Raw genomic sequence first — 14,139 nt, forward strand, 5'->3', positions numbered from 1 at the left:
GGGCGAAATGGTGTTTTCGGGGGGTCTAGGAAAGGTCTTCGAACTCGAGGCCGAGCTGGTCGAGCACGTCCCGGATCATCTGGTAGTCGTCGAGCGATCCGTCCTGAACGCCGGTGAACCAGAGCGGCTCGCCGTCGTAGTCGTCACCGTGGCTGAGATCGTCTTCGCTGACGTTCAAGATTGCCTCTTCGAGCTCGCCTTTGACGGAGTTGTCCCAGTTGGACCGGGTCACGAGCGGCGCGCGCGGGATCGGCTCGGAGACCGCGAGGAGGTCGAGCTGGGTGCCGGACGACTCGATCTCGTCGCCCGCGCCCTCGTACTCCGCGGAGATGTCGACGAAGTCCTGCGACATCTCCTCGAACTGCTCCTGGGGCACGTACGGCGCCGAGGAGAACGCGCCGGTCGTCGCGGCCATCACGTCCTGCCGCTGGACCATCTGCTCGCGCGCGGTCGTGTGGTCCGAGTACTCGGCCTCGAAGTTGCCCGCGTCGCCGTCGGGCGCGTTGCCGATGTCGAGGCCGGCGCTCTGAAGCACCGTGAGCGGGACGAGCGTGCCGGACACGGAGAGGATGTCGCCCATGTAGATGAGCTCGCCCTGGAGGTCCGACAGCGACTCGATGCCGCTGTCCGGCGTCGTCGTGATCGTCGAGAAGTACTGCGCGGCGCCGTACGCGATCCGGATACCGACGATGTCGAGGATGTCCTCGCCCGCGATGACCGCGGACGGGGAGATGTCCGCGATCTCGCCCTGGTCGTTCCGGATGGCCTGGAGCGTCGCCGTGTAGCTCTCCGCGCGGCTCGGCTCGATCTCGACCTCGACCTCCGACTCGAGGTACTCGAACATCGGCTGGTACTGCTCCTCGATGGCGACGTCGGCCTCCGCCGGGTTCAGGACGAACTGCGCCGTCGGGACGGAGTCCGTCTCGCCCGCCGTGCCGCCGTCCGAACCGCTCCCGTCGCCCCCGTCGCCGCCGTCGCCCCCGCCGGAACACCCGGCGAGCGCGACCACACCGCCCGCGCCCGCTGTCTTGACAAACGTACGCCGGTCCGCCGACCACCTGTTATCGGACATACAGCCGGTTCTTTCGCTCGCACGACTAATCGTTTTCTATGTTTTCTATATAGATCGTGGACGACCGACGGGATCGAGCGCCGTCGACCGCCGGATCAGAACTCACCCAATCGCGACTGTCCGTCGCCGCCCTCCCCTCGGGTCCCGGCACCGCTCAGTTCGGCCGCACGGGCGATCGTCTCGAAGAAGCCGTCGCGCTGGCTCCGGTCGTACAGCGTCGCCGCCGGGTGGACGGACAGCAGCACGCGACGCGACGCGCCCGCGATCCGGGCGTCGACCACGTCGCCCGATTCGGACGTGATCGCGACCGACCGGTCGAGGAGGTGTTCGCTCGGCACCTTCCCGAGGGTCACGATCAGCTCCGGGTCGAGCCGTTCGATCTCCGTTTCGAGGTGGCCGCGGCAGTTCGCCAGCTCCTCGGTCGTCGGGTCGCGGTTGTCCGGCGGCCGGCACCGCACGCAGTTGGTGATCCGGACGTCCGCGCGGGCGAGGCCGGCGTCTCGCAGCGCCTCGTCGAGGACGTCGCCCGACCGCCCCACGAACGGTTCGCCCTCCTCGTCCTCGGTGGCGCCCGGGCCCTCGCCGACGAACAGCAGGTCCGCGTCCGTCGGGCCGACGCCGTCGACGATCCGGCTCCGCGACTCGACCAACGCCGGGCACCGCTCGCAGGACGGCACGCGGAGGTCCTCGTCGAGCGCGGCGCCGTCGCCGCCGTGTTCGCTCATACAGTCACGGGTCCGAGCGCCGTCGTCTAAGTCCCGTCGGTCGGTCCGGGGCGATCGCTCGCCCGACGCGTCCACCGGCTCGTGACGCTCACGCGCTTGCCGCCGCCTCGCGGTGCGCGCTCGCGGCGAGCGCCGCGATCCGGAGCGGCTCGCAGCGCCGAAATCCGTCGCGGGTGAGTCCCTCGACCGCCGCGGCGGCGTCCGCGGGCTCGACGCCGACCGCGCGAACGAACCGAGGGGAGCCGGAGTCCGGCGCGTCGTCGTCCGAGTCCGCCGAGCCGACCGGAACGCGAGGCGGCAGCGAGCGGTACGTCGCGAGGCGGTCGGCGAGCGCGTCGCCGTCGAACGCCTCCCGGAGGGGCCGGTTCGAGCCCGGGGCTGGACTCGTAGCTCACGGCGTAGACCGGGCGGTCGAGCGTTTCGGCGAGTCGGGGCAGATCGAGGAGGTTGAACCACGCCGGCGCGACGCCGGCGCAGGCGACGTGACGGACGTCCTCGCGGTCGAGCGCGCGCCAGCAGTCGACGACGGCGTCGGTCGCGTCCGTCCCGCCGACGGTACAGGCCGCGAACGCGAAGCCGTCGGGCGTCCCGTCGGCGCGGACGACGACGCCGGCCGCGTAGCTCTCGTCGCGGGCGTCGGAGAAGGCGATGCCGAGCGTGCGGCTCGGCGGGGTCACCTACGTCTCCTCGGACTTGATCTCCTGGAGCCGATCGAGAAGCTCGTCGTTCGAGGCGCCGGGCTCGTAGTCGACGGACCCCTGGTGAGTCTCTTGGGCAGCCCGAACGCCGTCGTCGTCGTCGAAGTCCGCGTCCAGGTCCTGGTTCTCCTGTTCGGACTCGTCGTAGCTGCCGAAGCCCATCTGTGCGTGACACTAGCAGGGGACGGCAGATAAATCCACGGCCGAGAGGACCGGCGCCAGCGAACGGAGCCGGCACCAGCGAACGGAGCCGGGCGCCGTCTTCCCGGCCGCGGCTGTACCCTTTTGTCGCTCCGCGAGCGAGTACGCGCATGGAGCCGATCACCGTCACCGCGGACGCGGAGGAGTTCACCTGCAACGCGTACCTCGTCGTCGGGGACGCGACGACGCTCGTCGACGCCGGAACGATGCCCGGCGTGGACGAGGTGGTCGCCGACGCGCTCGACGACGCGGGCGCCGACGGCCTCGACCGCGTCGTGATCACGCACCAGCACCACGACCACGTGGGCGAGCTCGACGCCGTCGTCGACCGGTTCGACCCGCGCGTGTTCGCGTACGCGGACCACCCGCGCCGCGACGTGGCGCTCGAAGACGGCGACGAGGTGCTGGTCGGCGACGAGCCCTGCGAGGTCGTCTACACGCCCGGCCACGCCGACGACCACGTCTCGCTCGTCGGCGCAGAGCGGCTCTACTCCGGCGACGTCGTCGTCTACAACGACGGCGCCTTCGACGACGGGTCGTTCGGCCGGACGGACATGGCCGGCCAGTCGCGCGAGCGCCTGATCGAGAGCCTCCACGACATCCTCGACCGCCTGCCCGACACCGCCGAGGCGATGTACCCCGGCCACGGCGACGTCTACCGTGCCGCAGACGGCCCGGACACCGTCCGCGAGGTGATCGAGCGCGCGACCGAGCGCGCCGAGCGCCGCGAGCCGAAGTACCCCGAGGAGTGACCGGAAACCGAGTTTAAAACGAACGCCGACGCCGACCGCCCACGTCGGCGCGTGCCGGCGAGCGGTCCCTCGGACCGCGAGCCGCCCGCGTGAGGGAGGCGGCGGTCCGGCGCGGCCCCGCCCGCGCCGGGCCGCCCGCCGAGGCTGGGGAGGCGCGAGGCACACGCGCGGCTGGCCGTCGAAGAGTGAGGTCCGTAAAAAGGGCCGAAGCGGCCCGAAATTGACCGGATTACGCGGCGCGGCGCTCGGTCGCCTTCGGGCGGAGCTTGGTGTAGCCGCACTTGCGGCAGCGCTCGGCCTCGGAGGCGTTGCGGGCGTTACAGCGCATACAGATCTGTCGGTCGAGCATGCGACGTTCGGCGGCGTCGAAACTGGCCATACGGCTACTGAGCGGGCGGTGCTGTAAAAGGTTGCGAGACGGCGCGACGATTGCGAGGAGAACGGCGAGTCGGCGCGAGCCGGCGTCGGACGAGTACCGGCGTCAGGCGCCCGCTTCCGTGAGGGCGGCCTCGATGTCCTCGCGCTGCGTGACGCCGACGAAGCGGTCGACGACGCCGTCGTCGTTCTCGACGATGAGCGTCGGGAGCGAGCGGACCTGGTACTGGTTCGCGACGTCCTGCTCCTCGTCGACGTCGACCTTCTGGAGCTCGAACGCGTCGCCGAGGTCCTCCTGAATCTCCTCCAGGATGGGGTCTTGGGTCTTACACGGGCCGCACCACTCGGCGTGGAAATCCAGCAGTCGGACGGTCATAGTCGGCGACAACTACCGCCGGGCCGCGCATAAGGGTTTCCCACTCGCGTACGCGCGCTACCAGTCCGACCCGGAGACGGCGCCGCGAGATCCGTCCCCGATCCGGAGACGGCACCGCAGAACACGTCCCCCGCGAATCCGACTGGAGCGGCGTCGACCTCGCTCACGCAGGCGATCGCGGCGCGAGCGACGAGCGAAACGTTTAGAACGCGGCGCCGTCCAGAACGGAGTATGAGTGGTTCCAACTCCGGCGGGCTGATGTCCAGTGCGGGACTGGTCCGCTACTTCGAGAACGAGGACCGGAACGCCATCGCGATCGACCCCAAGACGGTCCTCGCGTTCTGCGTCCTCTTCGGCGTGTTCGTCCAGATCCTCTCGCTGACGGTCGCGTAAGGCACAGTACACCGGTCGCGTTGTTCCCGTCGTCCGACGCCGCCGCGTAGCGCGCCCTTTTTCCACGCGCCCGCCCCATCGATCCGTATGAAAGCAGGCGTCATCGCCGTTCAGGGCGACGTGGCCGAACACGCCGCCGCCGTGCGCAACGCCGCGGCCGCCCACGACGAGACCGCCGAGGTCGTCGAAGTCCGGGAGGCGGGGATCGTCCCCGACTGCGACGTCCTCCTCATGCCGGGCGGAGAGTCGACGACCATCTCGCGGCTGATCCGCCGGGAGGGGATCGCGGCCGAGATCGAGGCACACGTCGCGAGCGGGAAGCCCGTCCTCGCGACCTGTGCCGGGCTCATCGTCTGTTCGACCGACGCGAAAGACGACCGGGTCGACCCGCTGGGGCTGGTCGACGTCTCCGTCGACCGCAACGCGTTCGGTCGGCAGAAGGACTCCTTCGAGGCGAAGGTCCCGGTGGCGGGACTCGACGAGCCGTTCCACGCCGTGTTCATCCGGGCGCCCGCCATCGACGAGGTCGGCGACGGCGTCGAGACGCTCGCGACCGTCGACGGTCGACCCGTCGCCGTGCGCGACGGCCCGGTCGTCGCCACCGCGTTCCATCCAGAACTCACCGACGACCCGCGGATCCACGACCTCGCCTTCTTCCCCGAGCGGGAGGTGGTCGCGTGAGCGAGCCGACCGCGAGCGACGATCCGGACCCCGGGCCCGACGAGGATCCGGACGTCCCGTCCGAGGCCGTCCTCGACGAGCTGTTCGCGACCATCGAGGCCCGGAAGGAAGAGCTGCCCGAGGGGTCGTACACCGCCTCGCTTTTCACCCACGAGAAGGGGGAAAACGCCGTCTTAGAGAAGATCGGCGAGGAGTCGACGGAGGCCATCCTCGCGGCGAAGGACGACGACCGCGAGGAGCTGACTGCGGAGAGCGCCGACCTCGTCTACCACCTGCTCGTGCTGTTCGCGATGAAGGACCTCGACGTCGACGACTTACGCGACGAGCTTCGAGACCGCTTTTAGCTCCCTACCGTTCCCGTTCGAGTTCGCGGTCGATGTCGTCCAGCTCCTCGGTCTCCAGCTCCTCGCCGATGCGGCGCTCGAACTCCGCCTCGCTGATCTGCCCCTCAACGTACTGCTGCCGGAGGCGGTCCTGACGGCTGCTGCCGGCGTCGACCGCGGTCGACGAGTCCGCGCCGATCGAATCGAGCGACGAGTCGAGCGAGGACGAGTCGTCGTCGCCGAGCAGCCACGAGCCGGTCTTGTACGCGACGTAGACGATCCCCGCCAGCACCGCGAGCGAGACGATCCCGGAGACGATCGCCCACGCGAGGCTCAGGAGCGCCGAGACCACGCTCACGACGATGCTGACCCCGATCAACACCGCGATCGCGATCGCCGCGTAGTAGAGGGCCTTCTTCCCGTCCATACCCCGAGGTCGGGCGGCGGGCCGCAAATACCTTCTCCCGCACGCGACCGCGGGCGGTCGGCCCGCCCCGCGGTCTTTTCTCCGTCGAACCGAACGTTCAGGGGAGACCTCGTGAGCGACACCGAACCGAACGGGTCAGACGCCGAGTGGACCTCGACTCGCAGAGCGGTGCTGCGGCGGAGCGGGTCGCTCACGGTCGGGGCGGCCGCCCTCGCCGGCTGCGTCGGTCGCGGAGCCGACGGCGACGCGGCGGCGATCGACGCGGGCGGCGGGCGCGACGGTCCACCCCTGATCGCGCACCGCGGCTTCGCGGCCGAGAACCCGGAGAACACGGTCGCAGCCGTCGAGGCGGCGGCCGCGGTCGTCGACCGGATCGAACTCGACGTGCGCCGCTGCGGGACGGGCGAACTCGTCGCCTTCCACGACGCGACGCTCGGCCGGGTGACGGAGGCCACCGGGCGCGTGGACGAGACGCCCTACGAGCGCCTCGCGGACCTCTCCGTCGGGGGATCGGGCGAACCGGTGCCGACGCTCGCCGACGCGCTCGACGCCGTCCCCTCCGGCGCGTGGGTCATGCTCGACCTGAAGGAACGGGGCGTGGCGGCGGACGCGGTCGCCGTCGGTCGGAGGGGTGACCACGGCCTCGCCGTCGCGAGCGACGACCCCGCGGTGATCGAGGCGGCGACCGCTGCGGACCCGGACGTGCCGACGATCTACGGCGTCCGCGAGTCGCCGCTCGCGCGGCCCCTCCGGCCGCTGATCCCGGGGGGCCGCGGCGAACCGCGACTTCCCGAGTGGGCGTACCCGCCGCAGGACGCCGCCGGGACGGTCGAAACGGCGACCGGGTTGGGGTGTGCGGCGGTGTCGCCGCGGTACGAGCTGTGTCTGCGGACCGACGTCGTCCGGCGGGCGCGTGAGGCCGGGTTACGCGTGCTGCCGTGGACGGTCGACTCGGGCCGCGAGTACGAGGCGGTGGCGGCGGTCGACGGCGTCGACGCGGTCGTCTCGGACGTCTCGCGCTGACGCCGAGGGACGTGACAACCGAACCGGATGTGTGCCGTGGGGGCGGCAGAAGCGTTATTCGTCCGGGTCTCGTCGCCCGAGAAAATGGATCGGGACGCCGACGGCCGCGCCGACGCGGGGGGGGGCCGACCGAGGGGGAGTCGGCTCGGAGGGAGCGAGCGACGGAGCGACCCCGACCCGGGTCGACCGCCGGACCGTCCTCGGCGCGCTCGCGGGCGCCGGGAGCGCCGCGGTCGCGGGCTGTTCGGGGTCGGAACCGGACGACGCCGCGACGACCGGTCTCGACGCGGACCGCCTCGACGAGCTCGCGGCGCGGTTCGCCCCGACGCTGTACTTCGACGCCGCGGAGCCGTGGTTCCCGACCGACCCGCGGCCGTACACCGTCGAGGAGGACGGCGAGACGGTCGTCGACGGGTTCGCGGCGTTCGACGGCTACCACGAGCGGTACGACGAGGCGGGCGAGCCGCCGAACCCCACCGTGTTCTACAACGGGATGCGGTACGAGGACTCCCCGCTCGCGGTCGTCCAGTTCTGGTTCTACTCCGCGTTCGACCAGTTCGCGACGAACTTCCACTGGCACGACTGGGAGGTGCTCCACGTGTTCGTCGACCTCGACACCGGCGATCCGCAGCTGTACGTCGCCAGCTCGCACTCGCGGAGCGTCCCGAACAACGAGTTCCTCGACCCCGACCCGAGCGTCGTCCCCCGAATCCTCCCCGAGCTCGGCTCGCACTCCAGCACGCTCTCGGTCAACGAGATCCCCGACGGCTTCCGGCGCGTCGGCGAGGAGGGTCTGCTCGCCGACATCACGAACACGACGATCGACACGGTCGAGGACCTCCTCGGTATCCCGATCGCGTACGGGCTCCCGCGCGACGAGGGGGCCCGACTCCCCTTCGTCGTCCCCGAGTACGAGGGCGAGCCGATCTACGAACATCCCGACCTCCCGTCCGTCACCGAGGAGTCGCTCGTCGACGGCGCCCTGACGATACGCTCGCTCGACGCCCTCCGGTCGCCGCCGACCGACCTCCCGCTCCGGGAGACCGGGATCGCCTACCGCCACCGCGAGCGCTCGGCCGACGACGGGACCGCCGACGGCGACGACGCCGCGCTCGCCGACGAGGTCGCCGACGCCGTCGTCGAGTACGACCTCGTCGAGAGCGCGGAGCTGGAGGAGATCGCGGCGTTCACCGGCCCGCAGCTCAGCTTCGAGTTCGCGGTCCCCGAGGCCGTCGAGGACGCCGTCGCGGGCCACATCACGACCACCGGCGTCCCGTGGGAGCAACCCCGCTACGAGAACCCCGCGCTCGACGTCACCGCCGGGAACCACCGCTCCGAGCTCGCCTCCCGGTACGACGCGATCGCCGACGACGAGTCGTTCGGCGCCGGCGCGGCCGGAGCGCTCGATTCCGTCGTCGCCCGGGTCACCGAGGCGACGGAAAGCGACGAGGCGCCCGACGGCGAGGGGCTGACGACGACCGAGGCGAGCGTCGAGTCGGTCGTGCTGATCGAGAGCGACCCGGAGGCGATCCCGACGTTCGCCGGCGGCGTCGCGGTCGCGAACGGCGTCCCCGAGGGCGACCACCGCCTGACGGTGAACGGCGCCGGGCGGGCCCCGCACAGCGAGGAGCTGACCGTCTCGGCGGACGTGCCGCTGACGAGGGCCGGCGTCGACGGCGAGATCCCGCTGGTCGCCCGCGAGAACGCGCGGAAGGTGGAGCTGTCGGACGAGGAGAGCGACGTCGACGTGACCCGGTCCGCGATCGAGGACGACTTCGCCGGGCGGATCTACGACTCCGCGATCGACGGGAGCGACGCCGTCTACGTCCACGCCGGCGGCGCGTACACGGCGGAGATCCGCGACGCCGACGACGAGATCGGCGCGTATCGGGTCAACCCCGACCCGTCCGCCGGGGGCGGAGGCGGCGGCGAGGACGGCGACGCGGGCGAGACCGGAGAGCCGATCCGGATCGAGCGCCCGGAGACCGGTGCGGCTCCGCTCGCCGGCTACGTCGCCGACGTGGCCGAGGAGACGCGGGCCGCGGTCGCGGCCGCGGCGGACGGGGACGACGGTGACGGCTCCACGGACGACGACTCCGGCGGCGGGGGCGATTCCGGCGGTAGTTCGAGTGACGACGACTCTGGCGGGCCGTCGAACGCGGTCAACGGGCTCGAACGCGCCCTCGCCGCCGCGGTCGAGGCCGCCGAGCGGGCGGAGGAGCGCGCCCGGGAGGGCGACGCGCCGGGGACCGAACGCCAGCTCGCGAACGTGCTCGACCGGATCGCGCGGATCGAAGAACGACTCGCGGCGGCGCGCGAGGGACTCCCGCCCGGGCTCGCGAACGCGACCGGGAAGCGCGTCGAGCAGGCGACCCGACGCGTCGAACAGGCCCGAAACGCCGAGACGCTGTAGACGAGCCGGACTCGGCCGTCGTCGCCGACGTCGCCCCGCTCCCTCCGCGCTCCCCTCTCACGCCCTCCGCGCGGGCCGGTGTGCCACGGCCCACCACTGGATGGAAAGCTATACGACGCCGAACCGACCACGGGTATATAAGCAGATGTCTCAGGAGGGATACGACCACGCGACGGTCGAAGAACGCTGGCAGGAGGCGTGGGACGACGCCGACGTGTACCACGTGCCGGACGACGCCGAGGATCCGACGTACGTCCTCGGCATGTACCCGTACCCGTCCGGAAAGCTCCACATGGGCCACGTCCGCAACTACACGATCACGGACGCGTACGCCCGCTACCGCCGGATGCAGGGCGACGACGTGCTCCACCCGATGGGATGGGACGCGTTCGGCCTGCCCGCCGAGAACGCCGCGAAGGAGCGCGACACCAACCCCCGCGACTGGACGTTCGACTGCATCGACACGATGCGGGGACAGATGAAGTCGATGGGGTTCGGCTACGACTGGGACCGCGAGGTCACCACCTGTACCCCCGACTACTACCGGTGGAACCAGTGGCTGTTCCGCCGCTTCCACGAGGCCGGCCTCGTCGAGCGCCGCGACGCCGAGGTGAACTGGTGCCCCTCCTGCGAGACCGTCCTCGCCGACGAGCAGGTCGAGGGCGACGCGGAGCTGTGCTGGCGCTGCGACACGCCCGTCGAGACCCGCGAGCTGGACCAGTGGTTCCTGAAGATAACCGAGTACGCCGACGAGCTGTTGGACGCCATCGACGAGCTGGACGGGTGGCCGAACTCGGTCCGGCAGATGCAGCGCAACTGGATCGGCCGGCAGCACGGCAGCGAGGTCGACTTCGAGGTCGAGGGGCACGGTCCGGTCACTGCCTTCACCACCCGGATCGACACCATCCACGGCGCGACGTTCTTCGCGATCGCGCCCGACCACTCGATCGCGCAGGAGCTGGCCGAGGCGGACGACGACGTCCGACGGTTCGTCGAGGAGGAGGCCGACCCCAACGGCGACGAGCCGAACGGCGTCGCGACCGGACTCACGGCGACCAACCCCGCGACCGGCGAGGAGATCCCCGTCTTCGTCGCGGACTTCGTCCTCTCGGACGTGGGGACGGGCGCGCTGATGGCCGTGCCCGCCCACGACGAGCGCGACCACGCGTTCGCGACGAAGAAGGGCGTCGAGATCCGCCCCGTGATCGCCCCCGATTCGGACGGGGAGGCCGACTCGGACGGCGGGAGCGATCCCGACGCGCCGGACGTCGAGGAGGGGGCGTTCACCGACGACGGCGTCCTGATCGACTCCGGCGACTACTCCGGGCTGGACAGCGAGACCGCCCGCGAGCGGATCACCGAGGACGTCGAGGGCGCCGAGTCGGCGACGCAGTACCAGCTGCGCGACTGGGGCATCTCCCGCCAGCGCTACTGGGGGACGCCGATCCCGATGGTCCACTGCGACGACTGCGGGGCGGTCCCGGTGCCCGAGTCGGACCTGCCCGTCGAGCTGCCCGAGTTCATCAACACGACCGGGAACCCGCTGGACGCCGCCGAGGAGTGGCAGTCGACGACCTGTCCCGACTGCGGCGGGGAGGCGACCCGCGAGACGGACACGATGGACACGTTCGTCGACTCCTCGTGGTACTTCCTGCGGTACGTCTCGCCGGGCCTCGACGACGCCCCGTTCGACCTCGACCGCGCGAACGACTGGATGCCGGTCGACCAGTACGTCGGCGGCATCGAACACGCCGTGATGCACCTGCTGTACTCGCGCTTCTTCACGAAGGTGCTCGCCGACGAGGAGGGGCTGGAACACCGCGAGCCGTTCACGAACCTGCTGGCGCAGGGGATGGTCCAGTTGGAGGGCGAGAAGATGTCCAAGTCGAAGGGGAACGTCGTCTCGCCCCAGCGGATCGTCGACGAGTACGGCGCCGACACCGCGCGGCTGTTCATGATGGAGGCCGCCCAGCCCGAGCGCGACTTCGACTGGTCCGAGGAGGGGGTCAAGTCCACGCACCGGTTCCTGACCCGGCTCAGCGACCTCGTCGAGGGGTACGCCGCGGGCGACGTGGCGCTCGCCGGCGGGAGGGACGCCGCGGCCGCCGACCGCGACGAGATCGACGACTACGTCGCCGACGAGACGGACGCCGCGGTCGCCATCGCGGGCGCCGAGTACGACGACCTGACGTTCAACGTCGCGCTGCGCGAGGCGCAGGGGCTCGTGCGAACCCTCCGGAGCTACCGCGAGTTCGCCGACCCGCACCCCGCCGTCTTCGAGCGCGGGCTCGACGTCGCGGTCCGTCTGCTCGCACCGGTCGCGCCCCACCTCGCCGAGGAGCTGTGGGAGGCGCTCGGCCGCGACGGGTTCGTCGCCGAGGCGGAGTGGCCGACCGCGAACGTCGACCGCGACACCGTCGAGAAGCGCCGGCGACTGGTCGAGAACACCCGCGAGGACGTGCGCGACATCGTCGACGTCGCCGGGATCGACGACCCCGAGCGGATCGACGTGGTCGTCGCGCCCGACTGGAAGTACGACGCGCTGTCGATCGCGATCGACAGCGACGCCGACAACCTGATCTCGGAGCTGATGGGCGAGAGCCACATCCGGGAGCAGGGGGACGCCGCCGCCTCCTACGGCCAAGACCTCCAGGCGAACCGCGAGGCGCTCCGGGAGACGCTCGACGGGGACGCCGAGTTCGACGCCTTACGCGCCGCCGCGTGGCTGATCGAGCGCGAGTTCGACGCGCCGGCCCGGGTCGAGCGCGCCGCCGACGCCGACGAGAGCGTCGTCAACAAGGCCGATCCGGGCCGACCCGCGATCGACATCGTCGAGTAGCGAGGGTCGAGGGTTTTTCAAGCGGCCGCGGGCGCCCGGAAGGGATTTGTCCGCGGCGACGCCCGACTCCGTATGGACGAGCCGTACGCTCCCGCGCGCGATGCGCTCGGCGGTGACGGGCTGGCCGGCGACGCCGCCGACACCGACCCCGCCGTCCTCGCCGCGCGCCTCGACGACGCCGACCCCCTCTCCGGGTTCGCGGACCGGTATCGGATCCCCGACGACCTGCTGTACATGGACGGCAACTCGCTCGGTCCCGCAAGCGACGCTGCCCTCGCGAACCTCGACCGCGTCGTCGACGAGTGGCGCGAGTTGCTGATATCGGGCTGGACCGACGCCGACCCGCCGTGGTTCGAGGTCGGCGAGCGGCTCGGCGACGCGCTCGCGCCGCTCGTCGGCGCCGACCCGAGCGAGGTCGTCGTCGGCAACTCGATCACGGTGAACATCCACACCCTGATCGGCACGTTCCTCGACGAGCTGTTGGCCGGGAACGGCCCGGAACGCGAGGGGTTCGAACGCGCCGACGGGACGTGGGCACCGAACGGGGACCCCGACATCGACCCCGCGGTCCTCGTCAACGAGTTGGACTTCCCCTCCGACCACTACGCGATCCGGGCGCAGCTCCGGGGGCGCGGGATCGACCCCGACGAGAAGCTCCGGGTCGTGCCGAGCCGCGACGGGCGGACGATCGACCCCCGCGACGTCGAGGCCGCCCTCGAAGCGCACGACGACGTCGGGATCGTCTGGATGCCGACCGCGCTGTACCGGTCGGGCCAGCTGTTCGACGTGGAGCGGATCGCGGAGGCGGCCCACGAGGCGGGCGCGTACGCCGGCTTCGACGCCGCTCACTCCGCGGGCGCCGTCCCGCACGAGTTCGACGCGGCTGGCGTCGACTTCGCGGTGTGGTGTACGTACAAGTACCTCAACGCCGGACCCGGCTCGATCGGCGCGCTGTTCGTCGCCGAGCGGCACCACGGGCTCACGCCCGCGCTGGCGGGGTGGTGGGGCCACGAGAAAGAGACGCAGTTCGAGATGAACATGACGTTCACCGCGGCCGACTCCGCGGGCGCGTGGCAGATCGGGACCCCGCCGCTGCTCGCGGCCGCGCCGCTCGAAGGCTCGGTCGAACTCCTGCGCGAGGCCGGGATCGAGCGCTTACGGGAGAAGTCGCTCGCGCTCACCGATTTCCTGATCGCGCTCGTCGACGACCGACTGCCCGAGGTCGACATCGGCACCCCCAGAGACCACGCGGCCCGCGGGGGGCACGTCGCGCTCGAACACTCCGACGCCGAGCGACTGAGCGAGGCCCTGAAAGACCGCGGCGTGGTGGTCGACTTCCGCCCGCCGAACGTGGTCCGCGTCTGTCCCGCGGCCCCGTACACCTCGTTCGCCGACGTGCTCGGAGTCGTCGACGAGATCGAGGCGATCCTCGAATCCGGCGCGCACGAGGCGTACGCGACGAGCGACGGCGGCGTGACGTAGTCGGACATTTATAAACACACCGCGGTGGCGCGTGCCTCCGAGGCCGCATCGCGGCCGAGGAGCGCGCGCGAGGGACGCCGCGAGCGCGGAGCGCGAGCGGCGAGGCTGGGGAGGCGCGAGGTGCGGTGCTGTGCGGTGCGGGGCGGGCCTCGCGGCTGGGGCTTCAGCGGTCGTGTTGGAGCCGGTGACCGCGTAGTGCCGAGCGGCTGGGGCTTCGGCGGTCGTGCTCTCGACACCGACCGCGTCGTAGCGAACGACTGGATTTCCCGAAGCGTTCGCCGCCGATGTACCGGTAGCCGTTGGGAACCGACCGATAGCACCACCAACCACCTAGTAGCGTATTTCGTACAGCGACGGGC

The 14,139-nt window shown here is 71.3% G+C and carries 14 protein-coding genes and 1 pseudogene; 8 read left to right on the forward strand and 7 right to left on the reverse strand.

The window, feature by feature from the left end; genetic code table 11:
* Positions 1–25: 25 nt before the first annotated feature.
* From EXE46_RS09530 to EXE46_RS09545, 4 genes and pseudogenes are all read right to left on the reverse strand, one after another.
* Positions 26–1,072: a PhnD/SsuA/transferrin family substrate-binding protein gene (locus EXE46_RS09530; protein WP_137688166.1), complete on the reverse strand. Its 1,047-nt coding sequence runs from the start codon at positions 1,070–1,072 to the stop codon at positions 26–28.
* A gap of 95 nt (positions 1,073–1,167) precedes the next feature.
* The gene (locus EXE46_RS09535; protein WP_137688167.1) at positions 1,168–1,797 is read right to left on the reverse strand and encodes a uracil-DNA glycosylase family protein; all 630 of its coding nucleotides are present in this window, start codon (positions 1,795–1,797) and stop codon (positions 1,168–1,170) included.
* An 88-nt stretch (positions 1,798–1,885) separates the two neighbouring features.
* Positions 1,886–2,474, reverse strand: a pseudogene (locus EXE46_RS09540) (DUF99 family protein).
* A complete protein-coding gene (locus tag EXE46_RS09545; protein WP_137688168.1) occupies positions 2,475–2,657 on the reverse strand; it encodes a DUF5786 family protein in 183 nt (60 codons plus the stop codon).
* A 149-nt stretch (positions 2,658–2,806) separates the two neighbouring features.
* Between EXE46_RS09545 and EXE46_RS09550 the strand changes: the two genes are divergently transcribed.
* On the forward strand, positions 2,807–3,448 hold the full coding sequence (locus EXE46_RS09550; protein WP_137688169.1) for an MBL fold metallo-hydrolase: 642 nt from the start codon (positions 2,807–2,809) through the stop codon (positions 3,446–3,448).
* 229 nt (positions 3,449–3,677) lie between these two features.
* Here the strand turns inward: EXE46_RS09550 and EXE46_RS09555 are convergent, their stop codons facing one another.
* Complete coding sequence (locus tag EXE46_RS09555) at positions 3,678–3,827, reverse strand: 50S ribosomal protein L40e (protein WP_006629440.1); 150 nt, start codon at positions 3,825–3,827, stop codon at positions 3,678–3,680.
* A gap of 102 nt (positions 3,828–3,929) precedes the next feature.
* Positions 3,930–4,199, reverse strand: a complete 270-nt coding sequence (locus EXE46_RS09560) for a co-chaperone YbbN (RefSeq protein ID WP_004598787.1) — start codon at positions 4,197–4,199, stop codon at positions 3,930–3,932.
* A gap of 231 nt (positions 4,200–4,430) precedes the next feature.
* On the opposite strand from EXE46_RS09560, the gene EXE46_RS09565 reads away from it, so the two are divergent.
* From EXE46_RS09565 to hisE, 3 genes are all read left to right on the forward strand, one after another.
* Positions 4,431–4,592 (forward strand): preprotein translocase subunit Sec61beta, encoded by a 162-nt coding sequence (locus tag EXE46_RS09565; protein ID WP_049910744.1) that lies wholly within the window; start codon positions 4,431–4,433, stop codon positions 4,590–4,592.
* 87 nt (positions 4,593–4,679) lie between these two features.
* Positions 4,680–5,273, forward strand: coding sequence for a pyridoxal 5'-phosphate synthase glutaminase subunit PdxT (gene pdxT / locus EXE46_RS09570; protein WP_137688170.1), 594 nt, complete (start codon positions 4,680–4,682; stop codon positions 5,271–5,273).
* The gene (gene hisE / locus EXE46_RS09575) at positions 5,270–5,617 is read left to right on the forward strand and encodes a phosphoribosyl-ATP diphosphatase (RefSeq protein ID WP_137688171.1); all 348 of its coding nucleotides are present in this window, start codon (positions 5,270–5,272) and stop codon (positions 5,615–5,617) included. Before pdxT ends, hisE begins: the two co-directional genes overlap by 4 nt.
* 4 nt (positions 5,618–5,621) lie before the next feature.
* Here the strand turns inward: hisE and EXE46_RS09580 are convergent, their stop codons facing one another.
* Positions 5,622–6,023 carry a hypothetical protein gene (locus tag EXE46_RS09580; RefSeq protein ID WP_137688172.1) on the reverse strand — a complete coding sequence of 134 codons (402 nt, stop codon included), beginning with the start codon at positions 6,021–6,023 and terminating at the stop codon, positions 5,622–5,624.
* 111 nt (positions 6,024–6,134) lie between these two features.
* Here EXE46_RS09580 and EXE46_RS09585 point away from each other — a divergent pair, with 111 nt between their 5' ends.
* From EXE46_RS09585 to kynU, 4 genes are all read left to right on the forward strand, one after another.
* Entirely contained in the window at positions 6,135–7,046 is a 912-nt protein-coding gene (locus tag EXE46_RS09585; protein ID WP_137688173.1) for a glycerophosphodiester phosphodiesterase, read from the forward strand.
* Positions 7,047–7,077: 31 nt separating this feature from the next.
* Positions 7,078–9,459, forward strand: coding sequence for a hypothetical protein (locus EXE46_RS09590; protein ID WP_241981526.1), 2,382 nt, complete (start codon positions 7,078–7,080; stop codon positions 9,457–9,459).
* A 145-nt stretch (positions 9,460–9,604) separates the two neighbouring features.
* Positions 9,605–12,298, forward strand: a complete 2,694-nt coding sequence (gene leuS / locus EXE46_RS09595) for a leucine--tRNA ligase (RefSeq protein ID WP_137688174.1) — start codon at positions 9,605–9,607, stop codon at positions 12,296–12,298.
* Positions 12,299–12,370: 72 nt separating this feature from the next.
* Entirely contained in the window at positions 12,371–13,780 is a 1,410-nt protein-coding gene (gene kynU / locus EXE46_RS09600; RefSeq protein WP_137688175.1) for a kynureninase, read from the forward strand.
* The last annotated feature ends 359 nt before the right edge of the window (positions 13,781–14,139 follow it).

The organism is Halorubrum sp. GN11_10-6_MGM (genome assembly GCF_005435165.1).
GTDB lineage: Archaea > Halobacteriota > Halobacteria > Halobacteriales > Haloferacaceae > Halorubrum.

Excerpts from the sequence above, each read along its gene's own strand:
- EXE46_RS09530 (WP_137688166.1), bottom strand. The coding sequence starts at position 1,072 with ATGTCCGATAACAGGTGGTCGGCGGACCGGCGTACGTTTGTCAAGACA.
- EXE46_RS09535 (WP_137688167.1), bottom strand. The coding sequence starts at position 1,797 with ATGAGCGAACACGGCGGCGACGGCGCCGCGCTCGACGAGGACCTCCGC.
- EXE46_RS09545 (WP_137688168.1), bottom strand. The coding sequence starts at position 2,657 with ATGGGCTTCGGCAGCTACGACGAGTCCGAACAGGAGAACCAGGACCTG.
- EXE46_RS09550 (WP_137688169.1), top strand. The coding sequence starts at position 2,807 with ATGGAGCCGATCACCGTCACCGCGGACGCGGAGGAGTTCACCTGCAAC.
- EXE46_RS09555 (WP_006629440.1), bottom strand. The coding sequence starts at position 3,827 with ATGGCCAGTTTCGACGCCGCCGAACGTCGCATGCTCGACCGACAGATC.
- EXE46_RS09560 (WP_004598787.1), bottom strand. The coding sequence starts at position 4,199 with ATGACCGTCCGACTGCTGGATTTCCACGCCGAGTGGTGCGGCCCGTGT.
- EXE46_RS09565 (WP_049910744.1), top strand. The coding sequence starts at position 4,431 with ATGAGTGGTTCCAACTCCGGCGGGCTGATGTCCAGTGCGGGACTGGTC.
- pdxT (WP_137688170.1), top strand. The coding sequence starts at position 4,680 with ATGAAAGCAGGCGTCATCGCCGTTCAGGGCGACGTGGCCGAACACGCC.
- EXE46_RS09580 (WP_137688172.1), bottom strand. The coding sequence starts at position 6,023 with ATGGACGGGAAGAAGGCCCTCTACTACGCGGCGATCGCGATCGCGGTG.
- leuS (WP_137688174.1), top strand. The coding sequence starts at position 9,605 with ATGTCTCAGGAGGGATACGACCACGCGACGGTCGAAGAACGCTGGCAG.
- kynU (WP_137688175.1), top strand. The coding sequence starts at position 12,371 with ATGGACGAGCCGTACGCTCCCGCGCGCGATGCGCTCGGCGGTGACGGG.